Annotated in this window: 25 protein-coding genes and 2 pseudogenes; 12 read left to right on the forward strand and 15 right to left on the reverse strand. The window is 71.4% G+C overall.

Annotation, left to right across the window (positions count from 1 at the left end; all coding sequences use genetic code 11):
• Positions 1-23 precede the first annotated feature (23 nt).
• Both P2Q00_RS36700 and P2Q00_RS36705 read left to right on the forward strand, forming a co-directional pair.
• The gene (locus P2Q00_RS36700; RefSeq protein ID WP_275778548.1) at positions 24-944 is read left to right on the forward strand and encodes a zinc-binding dehydrogenase; all 921 of its coding nucleotides are present in this window, start codon (positions 24-26) and stop codon (positions 942-944) included.
• A 47-nt stretch (positions 945-991) separates the two neighbouring features.
• Positions 992-1,426: a nuclear transport factor 2 family protein gene (locus P2Q00_RS36705; RefSeq protein ID WP_275778371.1), complete on the forward strand. Its 435-nt coding sequence runs from the start codon at positions 992-994 to the stop codon at positions 1,424-1,426.
• Between the two features lie 275 nt (positions 1,427-1,701).
• On the opposite strand, the gene P2Q00_RS36710 is transcribed toward P2Q00_RS36705, so the two are convergent.
• The 5 genes from P2Q00_RS36710 to P2Q00_RS36730 form a co-directional block, all read right to left on the reverse strand.
• On the reverse strand, positions 1,702-2,601 hold the full coding sequence (locus P2Q00_RS36710; RefSeq protein ID WP_275778373.1) for an SGNH/GDSL hydrolase family protein: 900 nt from the start codon (positions 2,599-2,601) through the stop codon (positions 1,702-1,704).
• Between the two features lie 127 nt (positions 2,602-2,728).
• Positions 2,729-2,863: a hypothetical protein gene (locus tag P2Q00_RS36715; protein WP_275778374.1), complete on the reverse strand. Its 135-nt coding sequence runs from the start codon at positions 2,861-2,863 to the stop codon at positions 2,729-2,731.
• A 59-nt stretch (positions 2,864-2,922) separates the two neighbouring features.
• Positions 2,923-3,657, reverse strand: a complete 735-nt coding sequence (locus P2Q00_RS36720; RefSeq protein WP_275778376.1) for a DUF4232 domain-containing protein — start codon at positions 3,655-3,657, stop codon at positions 2,923-2,925.
• A gap of 191 nt (positions 3,658-3,848) precedes the next feature.
• Entirely contained in the window at positions 3,849-4,709 is an 861-nt protein-coding gene (locus P2Q00_RS36725; protein ID WP_275778377.1) for a DUF1963 domain-containing protein, read from the reverse strand.
• 124 nt (positions 4,710-4,833) lie between these two features.
• Complete coding sequence (locus P2Q00_RS36730) at positions 4,834-5,232, reverse strand: DUF5994 family protein (protein WP_275778378.1); 399 nt, start codon at positions 5,230-5,232, stop codon at positions 4,834-4,836.
• A gap of 506 nt (positions 5,233-5,738) precedes the next feature.
• Here P2Q00_RS36730 and P2Q00_RS36735 point away from each other — a divergent pair.
• The 8 genes and pseudogenes from P2Q00_RS36735 to P2Q00_RS36770 form a co-directional block, all read left to right on the forward strand.
• Positions 5,739-6,083 (forward strand): hypothetical protein, encoded by a 345-nt coding sequence (locus tag P2Q00_RS36735; RefSeq protein WP_275778380.1) that lies wholly within the window; start codon positions 5,739-5,741, stop codon positions 6,081-6,083.
• Between the two features lie 570 nt (positions 6,084-6,653).
• On the forward strand, positions 6,654-7,148 hold the full coding sequence (locus tag P2Q00_RS36740; RefSeq protein ID WP_275778382.1) for a DUF5994 family protein: 495 nt from the start codon (positions 6,654-6,656) through the stop codon (positions 7,146-7,148).
• Positions 7,149-7,328: 180 nt separating this feature from the next.
• Positions 7,329-7,745, forward strand: a complete 417-nt coding sequence (locus P2Q00_RS36745; protein WP_275778384.1) for an ATP-binding protein — start codon at positions 7,329-7,331, stop codon at positions 7,743-7,745.
• A gap of 151 nt (positions 7,746-7,896) precedes the next feature.
• Positions 7,897-8,424 carry a DUF5994 family protein gene (locus P2Q00_RS36750; protein WP_275778386.1) on the forward strand — a complete coding sequence of 176 codons (528 nt, stop codon included), beginning with the start codon at positions 7,897-7,899 and terminating at the stop codon, positions 8,422-8,424.
• Between the two features lie 205 nt (positions 8,425-8,629).
• Positions 8,630-8,833: a cold-shock protein gene (locus P2Q00_RS36755; protein ID WP_189725621.1), complete on the forward strand. Its 204-nt coding sequence runs from the start codon at positions 8,630-8,632 to the stop codon at positions 8,831-8,833.
• Positions 8,834-9,011: 178 nt separating this feature from the next.
• Positions 9,012-10,391 carry a DEAD/DEAH box helicase gene (locus P2Q00_RS36760; protein WP_275778389.1) on the forward strand — a complete coding sequence of 460 codons (1,380 nt, stop codon included), beginning with the start codon at positions 9,012-9,014 and terminating at the stop codon, positions 10,389-10,391.
• Positions 10,392-10,468: 77 nt separating this feature from the next.
• The gene (locus tag P2Q00_RS36765) at positions 10,469-10,774 is read left to right on the forward strand and encodes a CBS domain-containing protein (RefSeq protein WP_425579553.1); all 306 of its coding nucleotides are present in this window, start codon (positions 10,469-10,471) and stop codon (positions 10,772-10,774) included.
• Positions 10,775-10,806: 32 nt separating this feature from the next.
• Positions 10,807-11,004: pseudogene (locus tag P2Q00_RS36770) on the forward strand (SCO5918 family protein); the annotation flags it as partial.
• Between the two features lie 165 nt (positions 11,005-11,169).
• On the opposite strand, the gene P2Q00_RS36775 reads toward P2Q00_RS36770, so the two are convergent.
• Positions 11,170-11,877, reverse strand: coding sequence for a hypothetical protein (locus P2Q00_RS36775; RefSeq protein WP_275778561.1), 708 nt, complete (start codon positions 11,875-11,877; stop codon positions 11,170-11,172).
• A gap of 559 nt (positions 11,878-12,436) precedes the next feature.
• On the opposite strand from P2Q00_RS36775, the gene P2Q00_RS36780 reads away from it, so the two are divergent.
• Positions 12,437-13,414 carry a TolB family protein gene (locus tag P2Q00_RS36780; RefSeq protein ID WP_275778391.1) on the forward strand — a complete coding sequence of 326 codons (978 nt, stop codon included), beginning with the start codon at positions 12,437-12,439 and terminating at the stop codon, positions 13,412-13,414.
• Here the strand turns inward: P2Q00_RS36780 and P2Q00_RS36785 are convergent.
• Positions 13,402-13,989 carry a hypothetical protein gene (locus tag P2Q00_RS36785; RefSeq protein ID WP_275778393.1) on the reverse strand — a complete coding sequence of 196 codons (588 nt, stop codon included), beginning with the start codon at positions 13,987-13,989 and terminating at the stop codon, positions 13,402-13,404. The two genes, P2Q00_RS36780 and P2Q00_RS36785, sit on opposite strands and share 13 nt — an antisense overlap.
• Positions 13,990-14,352: 363 nt before the next feature.
• On the opposite strand from P2Q00_RS36785, the gene P2Q00_RS36790 reads away from it, so the two are divergent.
• Complete coding sequence (locus tag P2Q00_RS36790; RefSeq protein ID WP_275778395.1) at positions 14,353-15,537, forward strand: beta-ketoacyl-[acyl-carrier-protein] synthase family protein; 1,185 nt, start codon at positions 14,353-14,355, stop codon at positions 15,535-15,537.
• Between the two features lie 12 nt (positions 15,538-15,549).
• On the opposite strand, the gene P2Q00_RS36795 is transcribed toward P2Q00_RS36790, so the two are convergent.
• The 8 genes and pseudogenes from P2Q00_RS36795 to P2Q00_RS36830 all read right to left on the reverse strand — a co-directional run bounded on the left by P2Q00_RS36795 (position 15,550) and on the right by P2Q00_RS36830 (position 25,373).
• On the reverse strand, positions 15,550-17,670 hold the full coding sequence (locus P2Q00_RS36795; protein ID WP_275778397.1) for an ATP-binding SpoIIE family protein phosphatase: 2,121 nt from the start codon (positions 17,668-17,670) through the stop codon (positions 15,550-15,552).
• Positions 17,671-17,767: 97 nt separating this feature from the next.
• Positions 17,768-17,995: a hypothetical protein gene (locus tag P2Q00_RS36800; protein ID WP_275778399.1), complete on the reverse strand. Its 228-nt coding sequence runs from the start codon at positions 17,993-17,995 to the stop codon at positions 17,768-17,770.
• Positions 17,988-18,185 (reverse strand): annotated as a pseudogene (locus P2Q00_RS36805) (RNA polymerase sigma factor); the annotation flags it as partial. The gene P2Q00_RS36800 and the pseudogene P2Q00_RS36805, both read right to left, overlap by 8 nt.
• Positions 18,186-18,221: 36 nt before the next feature.
• Positions 18,222-19,676 carry an FAD-dependent monooxygenase gene (locus P2Q00_RS36810; protein ID WP_275778400.1) on the reverse strand — a complete coding sequence of 485 codons (1,455 nt, stop codon included), beginning with the start codon at positions 19,674-19,676 and terminating at the stop codon, positions 18,222-18,224.
• The gene (locus tag P2Q00_RS36815; RefSeq protein ID WP_275778401.1) at positions 19,673-20,698 is read right to left on the reverse strand and encodes a methyltransferase; all 1,026 of its coding nucleotides are present in this window, start codon (positions 20,696-20,698) and stop codon (positions 19,673-19,675) included. Before P2Q00_RS36815 ends, P2Q00_RS36810 begins: the two co-directional genes overlap by 4 nt.
• Complete coding sequence (locus tag P2Q00_RS36820) at positions 20,688-21,635, reverse strand: NAD-dependent epimerase/dehydratase family protein (RefSeq protein WP_275778403.1); 948 nt, start codon at positions 21,633-21,635, stop codon at positions 20,688-20,690. The genes P2Q00_RS36815 and P2Q00_RS36820 overlap by 11 nt, the downstream gene beginning before the upstream one ends.
• Complete coding sequence (locus P2Q00_RS36825) at positions 21,629-24,397, reverse strand: non-ribosomal peptide synthetase (protein WP_275778405.1); 2,769 nt, start codon at positions 24,395-24,397, stop codon at positions 21,629-21,631. Before P2Q00_RS36825 ends, P2Q00_RS36820 begins: the two co-directional genes overlap by 7 nt.
• Before the next feature lie 28 nt (positions 24,398-24,425).
• The gene (locus tag P2Q00_RS36830) at positions 24,426-25,373 is read right to left on the reverse strand and encodes an ACP S-malonyltransferase (RefSeq protein WP_275778407.1); all 948 of its coding nucleotides are present in this window, start codon (positions 25,371-25,373) and stop codon (positions 24,426-24,428) included.
• Between the last annotated feature and the right edge of the window lie 24 nt (positions 25,374-25,397).

Consider the following 25,397-nt stretch of genomic DNA (forward strand, 5'->3'; position numbering starts at 1 on the left):
GGACCACCGAGGAGATGACCACGATGAAGGCCTTCATGCCGACCGGAGATCCCGCCGAGCCGGTCGTGCTCGCCGATGTCCCAGAGCCGACACCACGCCCCAACGAGGCTCTGGTGAAGGTCGAAGCGTTCTCGGTCAACCGGGGTGAGACGTTCAAGCTGGAGAAGCCCGCCTCCGGCGATCGCCCGGGCAAGGACATCGCGGGGCTGGTGGTGCAGTCGGCCGCCGACGGCAGCGGACCGTCCGGGGTCACCCGGGTCGTCGGCCACCCCATGGAAGGAGGCTGGGCGGAGTACGTGGCTGTGCCGACCGACGCGCTCGCCGAGCTGGCGGACAACGTCTCCGTGCTTCAGGGCGCGGCGCTGCCGCTGGCCGGGCTCACCGCGCTGCGGCTGCTGCGCGCTGCCGGACCGGTGCTGGGACGGCGGATCCTGCTGACCGGTGCCTCCGGAGGCGTGGGCCACTTCGTCACGGAACTCGCGGCCGCCGCCGGGGCTCAGGTCACCGCTGTGACCAGGAACGTCGATCGCGGCGCCCGGCTCACCGAACTCGGCGCCACCGAGATCGTCCAGAACGTCACCGCTGCCCAGGGCCCTTACGACATCGTGCTGGAGTCGACCGGCGGACAGACCCTCTCCCTCGCGCTCGCGCGGCTCGCCAGGCGCGGCACGCTGATCTGGTTCGGTCAGGCCAGCCGCACACCGGCGACGCTCGACTTCTTCGACTTCTTCGCCGGACCCGAATCGGCTGTCGTCCGCCATTTCCACTACCTCGACGCGGACAGCCGCCTCGACGACGACCTGACGGCGCTCGTCCGGCTGACCGCCGAAGGCCGCCTGCACCCCGAGATCGGCCGTGTCACGGACTGGGCCGACACCGCGACCACCCTCACCGACCTGCGCGACCGCCGCATCCGGGGCAAGGCCGTCCTCACCCTGTCCTGATCCACACCCGGACGACCGGACGCAAGAAGAACCGAAGGAGCACACCCATGACCACCAGCGACCCCAGGGCCGTCGTCATCCGCTACGTCGAGGCCGTCCGCGACGGCGACGCCGACGTCATCCACGACAGCTTCTCCGAAGACGCGACCTGGCACTACCCGGGCGACCTGCCCATCTCCAAGGTGTGGCACGGCCGCGACGAGATCATCAACGAGTTCCTCGGCAGCATGGGACCGGTCCTGGTCCCCGGCACCATGGAGATCGAACTGGTCAGCACGATCGCCGAGAGCGACCGCGTGGTGGCCGAATGGACCTCCAAGGCCACGACCGTGTACGGCGGCACCTACGACAATCGCTGCATCGGCATCTATACGATCCGCGACGGCAAGATCGCCTCCGTGATCGAATACGCCGACACCAGGCACGTGGCCGCAGCCCTCTTCCCGGGTGCCGACGCCCACCGTCCCGCCGACACCGAGTGAGCCGCCCGGCCGGCACCGCCGACGTCCGTGTCTCGTGTGCTCCGCGGTCGGCCGGGCAGATGAAGGGCCCTGAGTACTTGCCGGTCGGGGCCTTCGTCGTAGCGCTGCAGGGAGACCGGCACGACTGCCGAAGTGTCCGGTGAAGCGGGCGAAGTGACGACCGGCCGTGATCAGGTGGCAGGTCAGGTCCAGGAGTTCCCGTGTCGCCGGGCTCCCGGTGATGGTGCTGACCGCGCCGTAGGCCACCGCGCGGGTGTCGGCAGCCGGCGCGGACTTCACCCCAGTGCGGACTTCACCAAGGAGGCCGCGGCCTTCATGCCCGCCTCGTTCGGGTGGTAGGTGGTCCGGCCCGAGGCCGGCTTGTACTTCTCCACCCACGGGTCGGCCGCGCAGGCGTCGTGGCCGTGGCTGGCGGTGGCGAAGCGGACCAGGGTCGCCCCGGTGCGGTTCGCCGTGTCGATGTAGGCCTGCGCGAGGCGGGTGGCGACGGTGCGCTCGAATATCCGCTGGTCGGCGGTGAGCGGCACGCCGGTGCAGCCGCCGGTGTCGGGCAGGAGGGTGGAGTAGCTGACCAGGAGGATGCGTGCCTGTGGGGCCCTGGCCTTGACGGCGTTCACCACGTTCTCGATCTTCTGGCCCACCGAGCCGAGGGTGGTGTTGATCGCGGCCTGGTCCACGGTGCCGCAGTTCGTGCCGCCGCTGTTCTGGCAGGAGTACGTGACCATGCTGCCCAGGTAGTTGACGTCGTTGCCGCCGATGGTGATCGTGACCAGGTCGGTGCCGCTGTTCACGGCGTTGATCTGCGGCGGCTGCGAACCCTGGTTGGTGGTGAGGATGTTCGCCGTCGTGGCGCCGCTGCAGGTGACGTCCGTCAGATTCGCCCCGGTGTCGCGGGCCACGATGCTCGCGTAGTTGGTGCCCGACCGCGCGCACGCCGCCGCCCCGCTGCTCGACTGCAGCGGCGGGATGCTCGGGCCCGCGGCGAACGAGCTGCCCATCGCGACGTAGTCGAGACCGGCCGCCGTGGTCGAGGCGGTCAGGGCCAGTTGGGCCTTCGACTGCCGGCCGGCGCCGTCCGCTGTGGCGCTGCCGCCACAGGCCGTGAGGGTGAGGGCACCGACGACCAGGGCCGCACAGGCCATCAGGGCGTTTCGTCGGCGTGTGTCCGTTGCCACAAGCTGCTCCTGTCTTCCTTCATGGTTCATGGGGTGTGGTCCGCTCCGGTGCTGTCAGAGGAGAGCACGCAGTGCCGCGTGTGGCCCGCTGTGACGCGTGCGCAACTCACCTCCGTACGTGGGGAGTTCAGACCGCGTGGCCGCGGCGGAGGACCCCCGCCTCCTCCGCCAGACGGCCCGTGCTGCCCATGACGATGACCTGGAAGGCCGCGCCGAAGTAGGCGGTTACGAAGCGGGAGATCCTGCGGGAGCTGCTGTGCATGGTGGGTTGCCTGCCTTCCGGGTCCGTGAGGTGCTGTTCGTCGAACGGGCGCTCAGGTGTCACCAGTTGGTGGCGTCGCTCATCGACTGCTGCCAGTAGGTGACCTTGAGCGAGTCGTCGATGTAGGCGCCCTTGGCAGGCAGCGACGGGTGAGCGCCCTTGCCGACGTTCCCGCTCATGGAACGGCCGTAGAAGTAGACGGTCAGGGACTTCGCGGTGCGGCCGTCCTTGCCGCTGCCGTCGGTGGCGGACAGGCTGACGGCCGCGTATCCGGACTGGCCCGGCTCGAGCGTGACGACTGCCTGCGGCTGCGAGTCCTCGATGACCGGAGGCTCGGACTGGGCGTCGGTGAACTGGACGCTCGGGTAGCCGTAGAGGAAGCAGGCCCTGCTGCCGGTGTTGGTCACCGTGAGCAGCATGTGGTTCACGGGGCGGTTCAGCGGGGCCGCCACCGTCTTGGTGTTGGACCCCTCACAGGTGACCGGCTTGCCTGACGAGCCGGGCGCCTTCGACGCGGGGGCGCCGGCGGCGGGCTTCGAACCGGCGGTGGTGGACCCGCCGGTGGACTTGCCGCCGGAGGAGCCGGTCGAACCCGTGGAGCCGGTCGAACCCGTGGAGTTGGAGTCCGCGCCCGAGGAGGCCGCACCGGACGAGGAGCTCGTGGAGGTGGTCGCCGCTGCGCCCTCGTCGTGGGAGCCCGTTCCGTCGTTGCAGGCGGTCAGGGAGAGCGCGGCGAGAACGGCGGTCACGGCGGCGGCTGCGAGACGGGTGCGGGAGGTACGGAGATCGGACATGTTGCTGTGCCCCTTCGGTGTTCGGGTGGCGGTGGTGATCGGATGACCGAAGCTTGCGAGGTGATCCGTCCCAACCGCCACGCCCGGCGGGGAGTTGGGGACGCTGGAACGCCGAAATGCACTCTGACCAGGGAGAACACGGTCGCCCTGGAACGGGCGAATGGGATGCGGGGACTGCGGGGGAACGGCTGTCAGGGGTTCCAGAAGACGCTGGTGAAGGCGCGGTCAAAGCGTCGCGCGGCCAGGTCCTCGCGCTGAATGACCCAGTGGACGGTGGCGCTCTCCCAGCCTTGTACGTCCATGCCTGCCACCCAGTCGGCCAGGAGCACCCAGTCCGAGACGTCACCCGAAACCGGTCCGTCCCCCCGGCCCGCTTCCGCGGCTTTCACGGCCCTGTACACGGCATGGTCGACCGGGTCGGTGTCGATGGCCTCCTCATCGGCGTAGCCCCCGATCTGCAGCGGCCCCTCGGGGGCGATGTCCGCACGGGTGCCCTCCCAGACCGCGACGAGTTCCTCGCAGCGGGGATGCTCGGGATGCGGCCCGCCCCACGGCATGCCGGGCTGTACGACCGACTTGTGGTGGGGCAGCGACACAGTGGCCGTCGCCCGCAGCGGACCCTGCGGGAACTCCGCGAACATCGCCTCGTAGTCATCCCAGTCGGAGGAGTTCCAGGCGTGCTTGTCCCGTTCGACCACGGCCGAGCCGACGGGGACGTACACCACGCTGCCCATGGTCTCGTCGTCGTCGGCGGTCTCGGGGAAGGCGAAGAGCAGCAGCCTGCCGTCGGGAGGCAGGGGCAGGTCCGTCGCGTCGGCGGGCAGGGCCGCGAGGTCGATGGAGGCGACGAAGGGGTGGGCGGGGTCCGGGGTTTCGGCCGGAAGCAGGAGCGGACCACCGAACCGGCCCACGACCGGCCCGTCCCCGCCCCGTGTCAGCGTCAGGCAGGGGCGGGCGGTGGCCAACCATCGCTCTACGTCGTCGGCCGGTATGCCCTGCGCAATCGCCTTGTCACGGAAGGGACTTAACCGGTTCCACAGCTCAGGAGTCATGGGCAAAACCGTAAGGGGAGGCACTGACACAGCCACTTCGAAGCCGCGGCGCGCCGCCGAGGAGCCGCCTGATTCCCTGTCCTGGCGAACCCGGCGCTGATCCAGACGACAAGGCCGAGGCGGATCAGACCTGGCCGCCCGCGGCGGTGATCATGAGCGGTTCCGCGGCCTCCTCCGTCGTGTCCGGCGGCACGACCAGCAGGTCCCAGCGCCCCTGGCCGGGGGCGAGCAGGACGACGGTGTACGGGGCGGATCCCACCAGGGTCCTGCGCAGTCGTACGACCTGGTTGGAGACGAGCATCCGGCCGGGCATCGCGGACCATGTCGCCCCGCTGACCGTGACGCCGGCGATGTGGCCCCATGCACGCGGCAGTCCGGCGAGCAGTTGCGGAAGTTCGGCGAGCAGGTCGTACGAACGCGGCCACCATGCGCCGTCGATGGCTCGGGGCAGGTTCCCGCGGGGGGCCAGGCGGAGGCGCAGGGTGGGCTGGGAGGGAAGCGGGGGTTGCAGTGCGGTGGTCATGATGGCTCCTGCCAACTGCCTTGCACGGGTGAGTGTTTGACGTCAGGCGCGACGGGTCGACCTGACCGCGGTCGACGCCGTACCGAAAGCCGGTGGGGTCGGCGAGGTGGGGCCGGATGACATGGAACGGCGGGGGCTCCTTGACCTCGGTGAAGGCCGCTGGGACGAGGTGCGGCCGGGGTCACTGGCTGCCCCTGATGGATGGGTGGCGCGCTGGAGGCGACCGGTCGGGCGGGCACGGCGCACCCTCGTGCTCCCCAAGGTACTCTCGCGCAGACGGAAGCGTCGGGGGCCCTGAACGGAGCCTCGGACAGGATGCGCCGAGGTCGGCACCGCGTTGACACCCGACGTCGCCGGACGTTGACTGGCAGCACGGCGCGGGGCAGGACGCAGGCCGTGAAGGGCAGGACCGCCCGGATTCGAGGAACCCGGCAGCAGGCCGTCGCGAAGGCCGAGGGCGTCTTCGGGCGGCGACCCCCATCGCAACGGGAACGGTGCACACGACGATGTACGACCAGACACGCGCCCGGCAACCCTCCGACCAGCCCCCGGGCCTCGCCGGGCGCCGCGCCCCGGGCCCGGAACCACTGCTTTCGCCCGACGAACGGGACAAGATCGTCCGGCACCTCGGACATGCCGTCAACACCTTCGCGGACACCCCGGGCCAGGCCCTGGAGGAGGCCGAGAGCGCCTTCGACGAAGCCACCGACGCGCTGGTGAACGCCCTCACGGAGCGGCGGCGCCTCCTGCGCGCAAGCTGGCAGGACCAGGACCCCGAGACGCAGTCCGCCGAACTCCGGTTGGCGCTGCGGGAGTACCGGGAGATCACCGGGCGGCTGCTGCGCGCATAGGCGGCCACAGGTCCGGCGCACACGCCTTCCGACGGCCGCCGCCGATCGTCCGATCCTCGACGGCGGCCGCCCGGGGCTCCCCGCGCGGCCGATTCCCCCCGGCCTCGGCGCGCGTACGGGAGCCATGTGCCCCACATCGAACCGTGCGACGGCAAGCGGGAGATCACCGCCGCCGGTCTCGCGACGAGGGGAAGCAGGACAGAGCAAGCGCAGGAGCCGACCGGGCGGGCAACGAGAGCCGACTGCTCTGCAAGGGCTGCGAATCGGTCCTTGCCCGGGGATCGGGGGCACAGGCAGCCGACGGGCTGCCGAACGGTGTGCGTTCCGAACGAAATCCCGTGCACGGCATCCTGCGCACGGCGGAATACCGCAAGCCTAGGCGGGATCACCCCGGGTGAGAACCCGTTACGACCTTTGAGAATCCCTCGGACGGCCCGCCTGTCGACGCACCGGGGCGGAGTAGCGTGGAGCGAACCGGGAGTTTCCCGTACGCCGGCCCCCGTCGGCGTCGTTCTCGGCGCACGACGACACCGGTCCGTCGCCCGGCGGCCCGGAGACAGGGACCGCGACATGAACGCGCCCACCGGTCAACGCGCCTCGCCCGACCGGAAGCACCCTTCCCGGAAGCACCCCTCCTCACTTCGCCCCGCCCGGCTCACCCTGCGTCCGCCGACCTTCCCGCCCGGCCCCGTGAACGGCGCCTGGTGGCCCCGTTCCGACGACCTGCCGGCCGAGCTGCCCGCTCTCATCGAGGCGTTCGACACGTCGTGGGGGCGTGTGACGCGCATGGCCGCACACCGCAGCGCCTGGCCGCAGGCACCCTGCGACCTGCCCGTCGACGGGCACACGGTGCGGGCCGCGTGGTACACGTCCGGGTTCGACCCGCACGTGATCCGGCTCTTCTCCTACGGCGTCGGACGCCGGGACCTGCTGATCGTCCCGCCCGGGACCGGGACGGCCACGGCCGAGCGGCTGATGACGGCCGCGGCCGACCCCGCGCTCCACCTCACGGCGAGCGCGCTCCTGGAGGACACGGGAGGAAGCCCCCCGGCAGCAGACACGTGACCACCACGCTGCGGCGCCGAGCCACCCCGACGAGACGACGGGTGGCTCACCTGCTTCCGGTTGACGATCACCCGCGCGGGGCATCTGGAGGGGGCAGGCCCGGCCGGGCAGGACATGCCGCGGCCCGGCGAGCGGCCACGGCCACGGCGGTCGGTGGCCCAGGAGGGGAAGTGATCCGCCATGCGTGCGCATCGGCGTACCCATCGGCGTTCCGTACGAGTCGAGTACCTCCTGCCCGACGAGGCCGAATCGGCCGGCAGGGCACGGAAGTTGACCTCGCAGTTCCTCGCCCGGCCCGGCCGCCGGACGGCAGGGCTCGACGCCGAGCACATCGGCGACGCGACACTCATCGTCTCCGAGCTGGTCACCAACGCCACGCGGCACGGCGGCACCTGCCGCCTGCGTCTGCACGTGTCCGACACACGGTTGACCGTCGAGGTCTACGACGACAGCCCCGGTCGGCCCCGCGTGCGAGCGCTGACGACCTGGGGCGAGAGCGGGCGGGGCCTCGCCATGGTGCGGTGCCTGGCACAGCGCTTCGACATCGATCCGGTCAGCGGGGGCGGCAAGAGAGTGCGCGCGGTCCTGGCCCTGTGACGGGCCTGGGGCGTCGCTCCGCGGCCTGCCGCTCCTCGGCCAGGCGTAGCCTGGAGGTACCGAGGGCTTTCGCGCAGCGCGACCAGTGGTGCCGTTCCCGGCGAGTGACGAAACGGGCAGCCGTCCTCGGCTCCCGGGACGGGACCGCACGATGGAACCCCGCACAACGCCGGCCGGGGGCGCGTCCGGGGACGACGCGCACACGTACCGCATGCCCCTGCCCCGCCTGGCCCTCACCCCGGGCGTCGGCCACGGCCCGCTGGACGGAGCCTGGTGGCCGCGCTGCGACGCGCTGGAACTGGAACTGCCCTCGCTCGTGGCCTTGTTGGAGCCGGGACGGGGCACGACCGTACGAGTCACTGTGGACGCCGCCCAATGGCCCGACGCACCGCACACGGTCATGGCACCCGGCCGAGTGATCGCCGTGGAGCCGGCCGGATCCGCAGGCGAGGCACACGTCATCACCCTGGACTGCGACACCGTGGGACGCCGGGTGCTCCTGGTCGTCCCGCCCGCGGAGCCCGCCGGCACGGCCGCCCGGCTGCTGGCAGCCGCCGCCGACCCCGCCCTCCACCTCACCGCGAGCGCGCTTCTGGCGACCGGCACGCCGGTGTGTCCTTCGTCTCGCAACCCTCCACGGGCCTGTTCAGGCAGGTCACGGCAGTGCGGTCGACAATGAAATTCGCCCGGGATACGGGGAATATTCCCCCACCCATCGACGGAGCGGAATTATGCGCCACACATGGCCGAGTACGCCGTGCTACTGTCGAACCAGGTTGCAGTTGTGGTTGCCAAAAGGTTCATTTTCCGACGGGCTGATCATCACGGCGACACGGAGTCCGCACAAGGCGGACTCCGAGCACCGTTTCCGAAGGAGAAATGACATGGCTACCGGCACTGTGAAGTGGTTCAACGCCGAAAAGGGCTTCGGCTTCATCGAGCAGGACGGCGGCGGCGCCGACGTCTTCGCCCACTACTCGAACATCGCCACGCAGGGCTTCCGTGAGCTGCAGGAAGGTCAGAAGGTGTCGTTCGACATCGCTCAGGGCCAGAAGGGCCCGACCGCCGAGAACATCGTTCCGGCCTGACACCGGCACTGACGCATACTTCACAGCTGGGGCCCGCACCTTGGGGTGCGGGCCCCAGCTCGCTGCATTTTCAGGGTGATTTTCCCCTGCCGTATTCGGCTCGCTCTCGCGATTCTCTGCGCCATTTGTTCTGCTGCGGGAATTCCTTGATACGCGCCCGCATCAAGGAAGATTCCGCATGAACCGAGCACACATTTCACGCACTACCCGCACTACCCGCGCCGAGTTCGCGCAGCCGAGGACGATCGAACCGGCACTGCCCGCCGTCGGGTCGTTCGCCGATCTCGCCATGCCGGCGCCGCTCCTGGCCGCGCTCGGCCACGAAGGTGTGACCGTTCCGTTCCCGATCCAGGCGGCCACCCTGCCGAACTCCCTGGCCGGCCGTGACGTACTCGGTCGTGGCCGCACGGGTTCCGGCAAGACCCTCGCCTTCGGCCTCCCGGTGCTGGCCCGAACGGCGGGCCGACGCGCCGAACCGCGGCAGCCACTTGCCCTCGTCCTGGTACCCACCCGCGAGCTCGCCCAGCAGGTCACCGATGCGCTCACCCCGTACGCCCGCGCGGTGCGACTGCGGCTGTCCACCGTGGTCGGCGGGATGTCGATCGGCAGGCAGGCGCATGCGCTGCGGGCCGGGGCCGAGGTCGTCGTCGCGACACCCGGGCGGCTCAAGGACCTCATCGACCGGGGCGACTGCCGGCTGGGCGACGTCGCCGTCACCGTCCTGGACGAGGCGGACCAGATGACCGACATGGGGTTCATGCCCCAGGTCACCGCACTGCTCGACCATGTGCGACCCGGCGGCCAGCGGATGCTCTTCTCCGCCACCCTGGACCGCAACGTCGACCGGCTGGTCCGCCGCTACCTGACCGACCCGGTGGTCCACTCCGTCGACCCGTCGGCGGGTGCCGTCACCACGATGGAGCACCACGTCCTCCATGTGCAGGAGGCGGACAAGCACCGCACGACCACCGAAATAGCCGCGCGGGACGACCGGGTGATCATGTTCCTGGACACCAAGCACGCAGTGGACCGGCTGACCGAGCACCTGCTCGCCAGCGGCGTTCGTGCCGCCGCCCTGCACGGCGGCAGGTCCCAGCCGCAGCGCACCCGGACCCTCGCGCAGTTCAAGGACGGGCAGGTGACGGTGCTGGTGGCGACCAACGTCGCGGCGCGCGGCATCCACGTCGACGACCTCGATCTGGTCGTCAACGTGGACCCGCCCGGCGACCACAAGGACTACCTGCACCGTGGCGGCCGTACGGCCCGCGCCGGCGCGTCCGGCAGCGTCGTCACCCTGGTGACCCCCCGCCAACGCCGCGGCATGGCCCGGCTGATGGCCTCGGCCGGCATCACCCCGACGATCACCCCGGTGCGTTCGGGCGAGGCCGCGCTGCGCCGCATCACGGGCGCCAAGGCCCCGTCCGGTGTCCCGGTCGTCATCACCGCGCCGGCCGCGGAGCCGTCCCGCCGAGCCACGGCCGGTGGGTCGGCTTCGGCCCGGAGCCGCCGGGGACGCACCGCTCGGGGCCGGTCCGCGGGAAAACGCCACGCCGCGTGAGGTGTCGGCGGTCCGCCGGCGGCCTGTCCCGGAGCCATCGCAACCAGAAACGTCCACCCGTACCGCAGGAGGCAGCCGTGACACCGGTTCAGACGCATCGAGGCCCGGCCGCACCCGGCCTCGCCACCAGGGCCGGCCACCTGGACACGACCGAGCTGCGGGTCCGTGACGACATGACCGTCGAGGTGGCCCTGTCCGTCATGGCGGGCGCCGGGGTGGAGCACCTGCTCCTGTGCGACGGGGACGACGAGCGCACCGGCTCGGTCACCCGGGACGAACTCGTCGTGCACCGCGACAGCTCCGCCTACACGGACCGCGTCCGCCTGCGGGACGTCCTCGGCGCACGGTGCCCGGTCGCCGGCCCTTCCTCCTTCTCCCGGTGACTTCCCCTTGTGGCTTCCCCCTGTGAGGCATCATGCGCTGTGTCATCGCCCGATACCCGTTCGAACTGACCAGGGACGGAGTGCTGGCCTCGATGGCGGGTGTCAGACCCGAGCTGGTGACAGGTGACTCCGTGACCATCGGCCGCCGCCGCTGTCCCGTGATGCAGGTCGGTGCGGTCATCACCCTGCAGGACCGCCGCGACTTCAACGGCGGCGAGGTGACGGATGCAGATCTCCCGCACCCGGGGCGCGACCTCGGCGTAGCGGTTGCTGGGCAGCTCATCCTCCGTGAATGTCCGTACGTCACCCGGGAAATGGCCGCAGAAGGTGACCCTTCCCGCGGACCGCCGACGGCACGAAATCCTGCCGCGGCGGGCGCAGAATGTCCGCCTCCCTCAGCGGAGCACCAGCAGCCGGCGGGAAGCGAAACGCGAAGTTCCGCGGGCCTCGGCGGGCAGGCAGCGCCAGCCCCAGGCCAGCAGTGCCCGGTACGCCTCCACGTCACCGCGTTCGACCAGGGTGACACCGAGCGCGCCGGCGTGGTCGCCGAGCAGCCGCTTCTGCAGGCGCCGGGCGAGATTCCACTCGCGGCTCTGATCCTGGGTGCGCACCCGGCGCTCGACGAGGATGTCGGCGATCACGAAGAGCCTGCCGAGGGCGGCGACGCGGAACAGGTTCTCCGGAAGATACCCGTCGAGGTCCTGCCACCAGGGCCCGGCGCCGCGCACAGGGAAGCCGTAGGCACAGGCGGTGAGGGCCGTGGCGCCCGAGGGGCCGACGGCCTCCGCCACGAGCAGCTCGAACCCCGGCCGCCGCACATGGTCCGCGAGCCGTCGCCGGAAGGCGGCGCACCGGTCCTGGTCCGACGGGTCCCAGATCCCCGGCTCGCCCGGCTCGCACGACGAGGTGTGCGCGTACAACTCGCCGAGCTCCCACATCCGGTCGTCGACCTGGCGCCGGGTCAGCGGCCGGACGAACTCACCCTCCTTGGGCGACGCCCCCTGCCGGCGCCGCTGCGGCCGTGACTCCTCGGGAAGGGTCCGGTGTCGGCCGGGTGACCCGGGACGGGTGGTCGCAGGGCTGCCCGGCAGGTGCACGGTCACGGGACGAACCTCGCTCCGGAACCGGACAAAGTCCGGCTCGGCATCGTCGTTCGCCGAGAACGGCACAGGCGCCTGGGCCGGCACACGAGGAGCCCTCGGTGCCTTCGAGCCTACGCCCACCGCCGCGGCGGACAGGGGACTCACCCCGATGCGGTCGGGAAACCACCAGGTATGCGCTTCGTCGGAGAACTGTGCAACGGTGCAGCGCACCTCGCAGGTCACCTGCCATATTGCCCCGCAAGCGCCGCCGCACGGTACTGATCGCGCGCCTCGGCGAGCTGACGACCACGGGCTTGAGCCCATCGGGCGGGATGCCCCGACACAGGTGCCACGCAGGCCGGTTCGGTGTGTCACGGCCGTTCCTGACATTCCCTCATCTCATCCGGCCCGCTATTGCACAGCTGTGACGGTGAGCGCACAGCTCCGTCACGCCCCGTGGGAAGACTCCTCTCATCGCGAGGGGCAGCAGGCCGAGCGGACCCGTTCGGGTCCCGGGGACGGCGGGCGGCTCCCGCGAGACTCTCGTCGCAGCGTCATTCACATCCCTGGGGGAACCTCGATGTCCGCTCGTAACCGTCGGAGCACCGCAGCCGTCGTCACCGCGGGTGCCACCGCACTGCTCACCCTGTGCGGCGCGGCCGCCACGGCGATGGCCGCGCCGTCCTCCGGCGGCGACGCCAAGGGCAGCGCCGCGATGGTCGCCGCAGCCGCGTCCGCCCACACGCTCACCGTGCCCAGGGGACTCACCATCAGCGACGGCACCCGGCACGTCGTCGTCAACGGCAGGTCGATCGACTTCGGCACCATCGTCCGCGACCTGGCCTGGAACCCCGGCGGCACCAAGGCCGCCTTCATCGACGGCTACGGCAACCTGGACGTCTCCAACCCCGACGGCAGTCACCGGGTGACCGTCGCCGCCAACCCGGGCGGGCAGACCTGGTCCCACCCCACCTGGCAGGTCACCGCGGCCGACAGGGCGAACGGCATCCCGGCGAAGAACAACCTCATCTTCACCGCCAAGATCCACGGCAGCACCGTTCTGGAAGGCGTCAAGGCCACCAGCGTCCACGGCAAGCCGGCCCGGATCAGCCTGAACGGTGAGCCGGACAGCGGCAACCTCCCGCAGACCGGCAACGCCTGGCCCAACGTCGGCGGGACGTACGGCACCTCCGTCTACGAGAACACCCGCACCGGCGAGGTCTACATCCGTGACGACTACCTGCGTCAGCAGGGCGGTGCGCTGACCAAGGGTTCCGAGCCCGCGCTCTCGCCCGATGTGGAGGAGGTCGTCTTCGTGCGTTCCGTCCACGGGCACGACCATCTCTTCGTGGACGAGTTCGGCAACGGCAGCAACGTCGTCAAGGACATCACCCCCGGCACCACCACCGACTACACCGAGCCCACCTGGTCGCCCGACGGCAAGACCATCGCCTTCCGCGCTCCCACCGGGACGTACACCATGACCAAGACCGCCCACGGCTTCGGCAGGCCGGTCAAGGTCACCCAGCACACCGGCCTGCCGGCCTACCGCGGCTGACCGCCGCCCAACCGGCCGGCCGAGCGGGCGAGTTCGGCCCGTAGCTCCTCCAGGTGCTGGTCGGCCGTGTCATGCGGCAGGTACTCGACCACATCGAGAAAGCGGAACAGGACCTGGGCCGAGGTGACGGCGAACTCGTAGTCGCCGAACCCCACCACGGCACCCAGCTCCCCACGAACGGCGCCCCGGACGACATGCGCGGTCATGTCGTCCGGGCTTTCGGCTGTCAGCCCCCGCCGCGCGTTGGGGCGAGCCAGATACGGGCAGACCATCGAGGCGTAGAGCATGCACGCGCGGTGCCCCGGAGCCTCCAGTGTCGCCGCCATGTTGCGGTACGGCCGCCCGGCGGCAAGCGCCGCACGGATCGCGGAACTCTCCGCGGCGCCGACCACCCGCCACACCGGACCCTTCGGCATCAGGGTGTTGCAGACGGAACACAGCCGCTGCCGCGCGCACTCGGCGCTGCGCCCGTAGTCGGTGAGCGCGAACTGGGGCTCGTCGCCCTCCCACGGGGTGATGGCGGGTACGGGATAGCCACGGCTGTCACGAGGTCTGGCCTCGACGGTCGCCGGCATGGGTACGGAATCGAATCGCACACCTCATGTTCAACCACATGCCCGACCCACCGCGACGGTTGTCAGGCATGCACCGGATCTGACGACGCGTCAGACAGGCGGGGCACCATACCAGGCCCACTCGTGCGGCAGTGAGCGCCGTGTCCTGCATTACAAAAACCGCCCAAGTTGCCCAGATCACAGCGCAAATGTCCATTTGGCGTCCATGCTCTACGCGGAAACAGGAGCCCGAAGTGGAGCGCATTGCCGCCGACTTGGATGCGCCGTGCCGAAGTGACCCATGACACAGCGTTCGTGACGTTCTGCCTCTCTCCCGGTAGAAGCCCGTAGAAACCAGCAGAAACCCACAGAAAGGTGCCAATCATGGCCGCATACCTGTGCCCGCCTGCCGTGATACACGGTGAGCACACCGTGCAGACCAGCCAGATCGTGGAAGAGGTGCGCGGTCGGCACCCGGACGCGGCGTGGGCGCCGCGGATCGACGGCATCGCGGCCAGTACGGGCATCGAAGCCCGCGGCTGGATGCTGCCGCTGGAGGCCGCCGTCGCGCCCGGCAGCGGGAGCGGCCTGCCGGCTGCCGGCATCGGGCCGGCCCGGGAGGCGCTGGCCGGCGACGGGTTCACCGCACAGGACGTGGATCGCGTGATCGCCGCCCTTGAGGCGATACCCGCGCCGCAGACCGTACAGGAGCGCACCGCGCCGGCCTGGGCGGCCGTGCAGTCCTGCGGGGAGCGCGCCGCGCGCGGGGCACTGCAGATCGCCGGGCTGGACGCGGCGGACGTCGACTGCTTGATCACCAGTCACTCCACGACCCCCGCGCTGCCGGGCCTGGACGTCTCCCTGGCCAACAAGCTCCCGCTCCGCGGTGACGTGATGCTGCTGCCGGCCACGCAGTGGGCCTGCATCGCCGGGACCCGCTCCCTGGCGCTGGCGGCGGATCTCGTGGCCGCGGACCCCGACCGGGTGGTCCTGGTCGTGATCGCGGAGGCACTGAGCACGACGTACCAGCCCGCGGACGACACTCTGGAGTCCTTGATCGTCCGGCTGTTGTTCGCGGACACCGCCGTCGCCGCCGTGGTCACGGGCCGCCCCAGGCCCGAGTCGGTGCTGCGGCTGGACGCCGCCTGGAACCACACTCTGCCCGGCACCCAGGACCTGCACCGCCTGGAGACCCGGGAGGACGGCACCCACTTCGTGATGGACCGGCGCGGGCCGCGCGCCGTGCAGGAGACGGTCACCGCGATGTGGGAGTGGCTGCGCCTGCGCTACCAGGACGACCCCGACTCCTGGCACCCCGACGTCCTGCTCGCGCACCCCGGCGGGACGCGCGTGCTGGAGTACATGGAGCAGACGATGCCCGACGGATGGCCGTCGGGGCTGCTGGAGTACAGCCGGGACAGCTACACCAGCGGCAACCGAGGGGGCGCCGCCGTGTTCGACATCATGCGCAGGGCCTACGACGCCGGGCAGGAACCGGGCAGTCGTGCCGTCCTGTACGCGGCGGCCCCGGGCCTCACGGCCACCGCCCTGGAAGGCGAGTGGCTCTAGGGCCTGTCCTCGTCACCTCTCGACCGACGCCCAGACCACCTTGCCGGTGTCCGTCCACCGCACCCCCCACCGGGTGGTGAGGCGATGCACGACGTGCAGGCCACGGCCGCCGTCGTCGAGGAGCCCGCCCCGGCCCAGCCGCGGCCTGCCGTTGCCGGTGTCGCCCACCTCGCACAGCAGCCCGTGACCGGTCCTGATCAGCCGTACCGTGATGGGTCCTTCGGCGAAGCGGACCGCGTTGGCGACCAGTTCGTCGACCACCAGCAGCACTCTGTCCTGGGTGTGGTCTCTGATACGCCATTGCCTCAGCAGCGCGGAGACCAGCGTGCGGGCCCGGGCGGCCGCGTCGCCGCGGGCGGGCAGCCGCCAGGTCGCGGTGTCCCCCTTGCGGTAGCCGATCATGCGCGCGAGCAGCAGGGTCACGTCGTCGCGCCGGCGCACCGGGGCCAGCGCCGAGACCACGCGCCGCGCGGCCTGCGGCAGGGCGTCCCAGGGGTGCACCGTGGACACGGCATCCGTCAGCCTGTCGATGCCCTCGTCGATCGACAGGGCGCGATCCTCCACCAGGCCGTCGGTGTAGAGGGCGAGCAGCGAGCCCGGGGGTGCGGTGAACGCGTGCACCTCGAACGGCTCCCGCAGCGCGAACTCGGCCCCGAGCCCGGGGTGGGGTCGTACGGCGATCGGACCGGCGGGCCCGTCCGGGGGCACCAGGACCGGGGGGAGGTGGCCGGCGCTGGACAGCGTCACGCGGTGGCCGACCGGGTCGTAGACGGCGATGCAGCAGGTCGACCCGAGGGCGCTGTAACCGGCCGCCAGCCCGGACTCCGCGTCGTCCAGCAGCGCCACGGTCTCGTCCAGGTGCTCCAGCACCTCGTCGGGCGCCAGCCCCGCGGACAGCAGCGCGCGGGCCTCCATGCTCAGCTGTCCCATGGTCGCCGCGGCTCCCAGGCCGTGCCCGACGACGTCACCGACCACCAGCGCGGTACGGCCGTCCGGCAGCGGAAAGCTGTTCACCCAGTCACCGCCGACGCCCGCGCTGTCCGGGGTGGCGGGCTGGTAGACGCTGGCGGTCTCGATGGTGTCGCCGCCGGACCGGGGCAGCAGGCGGCGCTGCAACGCCAGGACCTGTGTGTGCTCGCGCTGGTGCTGACGGGCCAGGTCGACGTGGTGAGAGGTTCTGGCCACCAGTTCCTGCAGGTCGAACAGCTCGCTGTCGTGGAAGGGGCGGTCCGCCCGCCGCCAGACCTCCGCCACACCGAGGACGACGGGCGGCGCGCCGTCCAGGACCAGCGGGATGCACGCCACGCCCGCCGCCTGGTCACCAGGCACCAGGGCACGCACCAGCCGCGGACTGCCGAGGACCCGCTCGATCGCTGCCCGGTCGGGTATGACGATGGCCTGCGCGGCATCGTCACGCCGTATCGCCTGTGCCAGCAGGCGACTCGCATCGCCGGGAAGATCGTCACCCGGAGTCACATAGCCGTCGGGCCACGCCCGGTCCGGCACCAGGGCCGCCCGCCGCAGATGGATGCGCCCCTGCGGCTGCTCGGTGAGCATCTCGCCCGTCCACACGGCGAAGTCGAGGTCGACGGCGGTCACGTCTCCCCAGGCCAGCAGGGACTCCGCCAGCGACTGCGCGGTCTCGCCGATGTCCAGCGAGGTGCCGATCGCGGTCTCGGCGGCGTACAGGTGCAGCCTTCTGGCCATGGCGATCAGCGAGACGGTCAGGCCCTCCTGAGGCGCCGCTGCGGCCAGCACGCTCATCGAGACCACCAGCTCCGACCCGTCGCCGCGTCGCAGGCGCTGGACCCGGGCCACATGCGGCTCACCGGTCTCCAGTACCTGCCGCAATCGCCGCGTGACCGTCGGTACGTCCCAGGGCGGCAGCAGATCGACGAAAGGGCTCCCGGTCACGGCCTCCACCCCCGCGAAGACGGGCGCGTCCAGATTGCTGCGGGTGATTCTCAGATCCCGGTCCAGGTTGACCGCGCCGAGGATCTGATCCTGACGGCCGGGTGCCGGATCGGCCGGTACGGGTCGGCCGACAGCACCGCCGCGTGGGATGTACCGCCCCAAAGCGCCGCTGACCATGTCGAACGGCGACCCTGACGAGGGGGAGGGGGTGGAGTCCATGCGGCTCTCTCAGCTCGCTCGCCAACCCCGGCACAGCGCCGGGGCCGTACCAGAACCCGGGCGACAGGGCCCCGAGATTCCTGACCGCACACCTCATTCAATAACAACCGGGGCTGCTTCGCCTACGGCGGCGGATCGCAGGGTGAGCGCGGGTCCGTCGTGGCGTCTCCGCTGCGGGGGGCGTCGCCTCCTGCTCGATCTTGTCGGCCCAGCCGCCGAAGTGGGTCGGCAGGTCGCCGATCTTCGCCAGCAGCGCATCGGGGTCGGTGGGCAGTGCCTGAAGCTCACAGAACGTGGTGACGTTCGGGTCGGGGCTCAGCTTCATGCCGGCGGGCGGCACGGCGCGTGTTGCGCAGCACGTTGGTGGCGATGCCGTACAACCAGGGGCGCAGCCCGTCGCCGTCGGGCACCTCGGCGTCTTCGTCCGGGGCCGCGGCTTCGGGTCTCAGCTTCTCCCGGAGCCGCCAGGCTTCCAGGAAGGTCAGGGACACCGCGTCCTCCGCAGTGCCCCGGTCCGCTCGGCACTTGCCGTCTCTGTGGCGACGATCACATCACGAGCGGATCCGCGAACCTGCGCGAGTTCGAGTCCAGCGTTCCAGCGCCGTGTGGAGTTGTTCGGGGTGCGGGGTGTCGGCGGCCCAGGCGATATGGCCGTCCGGGCGGATCAGGAGGGTGGTGCGCAGGGGGCCGTCGGGGGCGACCACTCGCAGCCAGTCCGTCTCAGGTACCGGGTGGCCTGCGGTGATCAGAACGAAACGGCCGTCGCGCAGCACCTCGTACAGCCGCTGCCCGCCCGCGATCCGCAGGTCGGGCGCCCGGCGGCCGGTGAGGCGGTGGCTGCCGGGCGGGGACGGGTAGGCGATGCCGATGCCGGAGAGCAGGCGCTCTCCCACGCCAGTGAGCGAGTTCGCCAGGGAGAGCAACGGCAGGGCGGCATCCCGGAGTTGTCGCACCAGGCCGCTGCGGGGGGTGTTCAACACTCCTCGGGTGATGGCCCCGGAGACGCGCAGCGCCTGCTTTCCGACGGGGTGGCGCTCTCCCTCGTAGGAGTCGAGCAGCGGCTCTCCGGCCCGGCCCTGCGCGACCGCGGCCAGCTTCCAGCCCAGGTTGGCGGCGTCCTGCAGCCCCGTGTTCATCCCCATGCCTCCGGCGGGCGAGTGCACATGCGCGGCGTCGCCCGCCAGCAGCACCCGGCCGTCGCGGTAGCGCACGGCCTGCCGCTCGTCGCTGTGGAAGCGCGAGATCCAGCGCGGGTCGTGCATGCCGAAGTCGGTGCCGAGGACGCGACGCAGCAGGCCGGAGAGTTCCTCCGGGGTCGCGGGTGCGTCGTCGGGGCGGTCGTCGCCCGCGATGCGGCCGATCGCCCGGTACCAGCCGTCGCCGAAGGGGACGAGAGAGGCGAAGCCGTACTTGTTGGAGTTGGTGGTCACCGCGTCTGCGGGCACCGCCTTGAGCCGGACGTCGGCCAGCATCACCGAACGCACCACCGAGCGGCCGGGGAAGCCGATCCCGGTCAGCCGCCGCACGGCGCTGCGTACGCCGTCGCATCCGACGACGTACGAGGCGCCGAAGGTGCCCTTGGCCGCCGTGTCCACGGCGACGCCGTCGGCCCGCTGCCGAAGCGCCACTACCTCGGCGCCCCGCACGATCCGCGCTCCGGCGGCGAGCGCGCGCCGTTCCAGCAGTTCCTCGACGTGGTACTGCGGGGTGATCAGCACGAACGGGAAGCGGGTGCGCAGCCGGTGCAGGCGCAGTTCGATCCTGCCGAACAGCCCCACCACGGGTGCCGTCCTGCCGCGGGCGACCAGTTCGTCGGCGAGGCCGCGCGCGTCCAGCACCTCCAGGGTGCGGGCGTGCACCGCGAAGGCACGGGTCATGCCGGGGTCGGCGGCGCGTTCCCGCCGCTCCAGCAGGGTGACCCGCACCCCGGCCGCGGCCAGGTCCCCGGCCAGGAGGAGACCGGTGGGCCCGGCGCCCACCACCAGGACATCGGCGTTACGGGTCATGGCGCCGTCGCTTCGATCAGGTGCTGGTAGGAGTTGACCGGCCGTACGTCCCGGACGACCAGGCCGGCCCGCTCCACGAGCGCGAGCAGGCCCTGCCGGGTGTGCTTGCGGCCGCCGACGGTGAGCAGCATCCGCAGGTCCATCGCGGTGCTGAACCGCTGCCCCGGGCCGTCGTCGACGAGGTTCTCGACGATGACCACCCTGGTTCCGGCGCGGGCCGTCCGTACGACATTGCCGAGCACGACGGCGGCGTCCTCGTCGTTCATCCCCAGGATGTTCTTGAAGACGTACACGTCGACGCCGGCCGGGATCGCCTCACGGCAGTCTCCGGCCAACAGCCTTGCCCTGTCGGCCAGTTCACCGCCGTCGCGCAGCCGGGCGTCGGCGCCCGCGACCACGTCGGGCCGGTCGAACAGGATCCCCCGCACGCCGGGGTTGCGCTCCAGCAGCGCGGCCAGCAGGAAGCCCTGTCCGCCGCCGATGTCGGCGACGGTCCGCGCACCGGACAGCGGCAGGGCGTTCGCGACGGCCGCGGCGGACTGCCTGCTGGCCTGGGTCATCGCGCGGTCGAACACCGCCGCCGACTGAGGCCAGACCGTGTGCACGTGCTCGAAGAACTCCCCGCCGTACGTGGCGGCGAACACGTCCTTCCCGGTGCGCACCGACTCGTCGAGACGGCCCCACAGCTCCCAGGTCCACGGTTCGGTCAGCCACAGCACGAGCTGGTCGAGCCGGTCCGGGGAGTCCTCGCGCAGCAGTCGCGAGAGCTCCGTGTGGACGAACCGGCCCTCGGAGGTCTCGGCGAAGACCCCGTGGCCGGTGAGCGAGCGCAGCAGTCGCCGGAGCGCGTCGGGGTCGGCGTCGACCGCCACGGCGAGGCTCTCCGCCCTTGCCGGGGTGTCGCCGAGGACGTCGGCCAGGCCGAGCTTCACGGCCGCACGCAGCGAGGCCGCGCAGCCGGCGCTCAGCGAGCGTTCCAACAGCCCCAGCACCTGCGGTTCGGTGGACGTTTCACAGGTCACGGTGGGAGGCCTCTCGGTCGGGGTGGGCTTCGACGGTGCCGGGAAAGTGCGCCTGAAGGGCCTGCCGGACCCCGTCCCGCCAGGACGTCGTGCAGGCGCCGGCGATGCTCCTGCGGCGGGTGTCGTCGAACGCGACGACGGCGCGGGTGACGTCGCTCGGCACGAAGTCGACCGGCACGCCGGTCAGTTCGGAGATGTACGTCATGAGGTCGCGCACGCCGACGACCTCGTCCCCGCCCCAGTTCACGACGGTCGCGGGGGTGCGGGCCGCGGCCCACAGCCGGGGCACGTGGCGCGCGATGTCGTCGGTGTGGATCGGGGAGCAGTAGTGCTGTTCTTCGTGAGGTACGGCGATGGGGTTCCCGGCGAGCATCTGCCGGTGCAGGATCACCGGGAGCCCGCCGTGCCCATGGGGGCCGTAGGCGACGTTGAGCCGGGCGATGGTGGTGGGCAGGCCGAGCGTCACGGCGAGCGCACGTACGGCGCCCTCGGTGGCCAGCTTGCCGACCGGGTACGTCGGCAGCCATGCCGAGACGGTGCCCAGCGGGTCGCCCTCGGTGTACCGGTGGTCCGGTGCCTTGGGCGCGTAGACCGCGCTGGTGGAGACGTACAGGAAAGCCTCGGCGCGGCGGCAGTGGGTCATCAGGCGGCCGGTGGCGACGGAGTTCACCGCCACGACCTCCTCGAAGTCGCTGCCGCCGCGCTCGACCGCCGCGTGCAGGACGTGCGTGAAGTCGTCGGGCAGACCGCCGAGTTCGTCCACGGCCATGTCCCAGCGCCACGTCCGTATGCCCCGGTCCTTCAGGCGCCGCTCCGTCTCCGGGTCCGAGAAGCGGCCCGTGCACCACACCTCGTTGTGCTCCGCGAGCGTCTCGGCCGCGGTGCGCGCCACCAGGCCGGTCGCCCCGGTGATCAGGATCTTCTTCCCGGCTAGCACTGGGGTGCACCGCCTTCTCCGAGCGCCCGGTCGAGCTCGGCCCGCAGCACCGACTGGAAGGCGGCCACATGCTTCGGTCCCATGAGGGTGTAGTGCTCGCCCGGCACATCGAGGTACCGGGGTGGCTCGCGGGTGAAGTCCGACCAGCGGCTGAGTTCGTTGTCGAGCCAGTCCTGCTTGCTGCCGCGCAGCGGGACGGCGTAAAAGACGCTCATCCGCGCGACCGTGCCGGAGGGCCGGTAGGTCCGGCCGAGGCCGGTCAGGCCGTCGGCGAGGTCCGCCCAGGCGGTGAACCTGTCCAGATCCAGGTCGAGTTCGGTGAGCCGGTCCGGGGCGGCGAGGGCGATCAGACGGGCGAGCTGCTCCTGCCTGCTCAGCGGGCGCAAGTCGGCCGGCAGTGTCTTCGCCTGCTGCTGGGAGATCAGGTCGAGGAACATCGCCAGGTTGACCGCGGTCTCGACGAAGTCCAGCTCGTCCATGCGGTACTTGATGTGCGGCGGCAGATTGAAGCTGCCGAGGAAGTCCACCCGCTCGCCCTGCGCCTCCAGCAGCTTGGCCACCTCGAAGGCCACCGCCGCGCCGAAGGAGTACCCGGCGATCGCATAAGGGCCGTGCGGCTGCTTGGCGCGGATCGCGTCCGCGTAGGTGCGCACCATCTCCGCGAAGCTCTCGAAGGGCTTCTCCCCCGGGTTGAACCCGCGTGCCCGAAGGGCGTAGAAGGGCCGCTCGTGCACGAAGTACTTGGCCAGGTTGACGAAGACGAGCACCTCGCCGACCCCGGGGTGGACACAGAAGAGGGGCGTCCCGTCCCCGCTGGTCTGCAGCGGGACGATCGGGTCGTAAGGAGTGCTCTCCCCGCTTTGGCCCGCCTCGATCCGCGCGGCCAGCTCCCGGACGCTGGGCGAGGTGAGGACCGCGAGGACCGGCAGGTCGGCGCCGGGGAAGCGCCGGGAGACCAGGCTCTTGAGGCGCAGGATGTCCAGCGAGGTTCCGCCGAGGTCGAAGAAGCTCGCGGTGGCGCTGATCGTGGACGGTTCGGCGTCGAAGAGCTCGCCGTACAGCTCCGCGAGCGTCTCCTCCGTAGGTCCGAACGGCTCGACATGGCCCCCGAGTTGACGGGTGATCAGCTCCCGGACGGAGTCCACATGCCCGGCGTAGTCACCGGCCTCCAGCCGGCGCCGCATCAGCGCTCGCGGGATCTTGCCCAGGCTCGTCTTCGGGAAGGCGTCCTTGGGCAGCGGCAGCAGCAGCGCCGGACGGAAACCCCAGTGCAGTACGACACTGTTCCTGACCGCGACGATCAGACGGTGGAGCGCCGCCTCGTCGCCGGCCACGTCGGGGGTGACGGCGAACGCGACCGCGAGCTGCTCGGTGTCGCCGCCCCGCGGGCGCGTCGGGAACGCGGCGACGAAGGACTTCTCGATGCCGTCGAGGTCGCCGAGCACCGACTCGATGTCGTGGCTGTGGTAGTTGACGCCGTTGACGATGACGCTGTCCTTGCTCCGCCCCACGAGGGTCAGCCGCTCCCCGTCGAGCCGGCCGAGGTCACCGGTGCGGAACCAGCCGTCCGCCGTGAACGCGGCCCCGGTCGCCTCCTCGTTGTTCCAGTACCCGCCCGTGATCATCGGTCCCGTGAGCTGCACCTCGCCGACCTCGCCGTCCCCCGCCGCGACCCTGATCCGCAGCCCGCGGACCGGTCGGCCGACCGAGGCGAACTCGGCGCCGTGGTCGGCGTCGGGGAACTCCCGGTTGTAGATGCTGCCGGCGCAGGTCTCGGTCATCCCGAACGCGGGCCACAGGGCCCCGCGGTGCAGTCCGTACGGGGCCAGCCGGTCGAGGAAGCCGACGCCCGTGGCGACCGGATTCGCCTCACCACCGGAGACGATGTGCCGTACGCAGGACAGGTCCAGCGGCAGGGGGTGCGGCAGCTGATCGAGGGCCTTGTTGATCAGCCCCAGCAGGAAGTTGGGGGTGAACGTCATCGTCACCCGGTGGGCGTCCATCAGCCTGAGGAAGTGCGTGGGGTCGGCCAGTACCGACTCCGGTGATGTGTGCAGCTGCACGGCGCCCACGGACAGGGGCAGCAGATGTGCCTCCAGCAGTGCGGCGACATGGTCGTAGGAGATCCAGTTGAGCGTCACGTCCGCGGGGGTGAGCGACTGCGTCTCGGCCTTCGCCGCCATGGAGGCCAGCAGGTTTCCGTGGGTGAGCCGGACCGCCTTGGCGGCGCCGGTGGAGCCGGAGGTGAGGACCAGCAGAGCGGTGTCGTCGGGAGAGGCGGGGGTCGACTCGGCCGTGTCGGTCGCGGTCAGGGCCAGCTCTTCGATCGTGGTGACCGACAGCCCCTGGACCGCGGGGAGTTCCTCGCGCGTACGGCTGTCGGTGACCACGAGCGGGCCGTCGAGCAGCGTGTCGACATGGTTCAACTGCGCTGCCCAGCGCTGCGGGTCGGTCCGGACGGGGACCAGCGGGCAGACGGGGATGCCGCCGAGCAGACAGGCCCAGAAGGCCGGGATGAAGTCCTCGGGCCGCTCCAGCAGCAGTGCCACGGCGCGGCCCGGGCGAACTCCCTTCTCGTGCAGGGCGTTCAGCAGGCGCAGCGACTCGTTCAGGAGCTGCGGATAGGTGTGCTCCAGGGGTTGCTCCGAGGAGAGGTAGCGCACCCCGTGCTCGGGGAACTCCGCCGCCGCCCGCACCAGCAGAGCGCCCAGACCGCGTCCCTCGACCGCTCGACGGACCGGTATCTCCTGGATCGTTGTCATGATCTCTTCCTTCGGCGTCGACGGCAGGTCAGGCCGGGTGCGGGACCGGGGCCTTGAAGCGCTGGGAGGGGACCTCCGGCAGGGTGCGACGGGCCAGGCCGGCGAGGGTGGCGCCGGGGCCGATGTCCAGGAACGCGGTGGAGTCCAGCTCCTCGTGGAGGACGTTCAGGGTGTCCGCCCAGCGGACCGGGCTGACCAGCTGACGCGCGCACAGGTCACGCCAGTGGCCGCCGCCTCGGTGGGGGCGGGCGTCGACGTTGGCCACCACGGGGACCGCCCCGGTGGCGAAGCTCGTCAGTTCCAGGGCCCGGCGCAGGGCCGTGCCGGCGGGCTCCATGTAGGGGCTGTGGCAGGCGGCGGTGACCGGCAGGACGCTGTAGCGCAGGCCGGCCCCGGCCGCACGGGCGGCGGTGGCCTCCACGGCACTGCGGCTGCCGGCGATCACCGTCTGCTGGGGGCTGTTGTGGTTGGCGAGCCACAGCTCGGCACCGTCCCGGCGGGCCTGCGCCACCAGGGCCGTGACCTGTTCCGGGTCGCCGCCCATCACGGCGGCCATCGCTCCGGGCCGCTGCCGGGCCGCCTCGGCCATGGCCCGGCCCCGCTCGCCCACCAGCCAGGCGCCGTCCGTCACCGACAGCACCCCGGCGGCCACCAGCGCCGAGTACTCGCCGAGGCTGTGCCCGGCGACTGCCACCACCTGCGCGGACGGTTCGTGCCGGTGGAACTCCGACCAGGCCAGCAGGGACGCGGTGAACACCGAGATCTGGGCGTGGTCGGTGCGGGACAGGGTCTCCTGGTCCGCCGTCAGCAGCAGCTCGGCGACGTCGAAGCCGGAGGCCCGGGAGACGGAGTCGACCAACTCCCAGGACGGCGTGTCCCGCCACGGCTCGCCCATACCGGGGCGCTGCACCCCCTGACCGGGGAAAAGGACGGCGTACCGCGGCTCGGCGGTGGACTCCTGAACGTGCGCGGCCATGATCTGCCCTTTCGAGATTCCGAC

Origin of the sequence: Streptomyces coacervatus (genome assembly GCF_029223485.1) — a bacterium.
Classification (GTDB): domain Bacteria; phylum Actinomycetota; class Actinomycetes; order Streptomycetales; family Streptomycetaceae; genus Streptomyces; species Streptomyces coacervatus.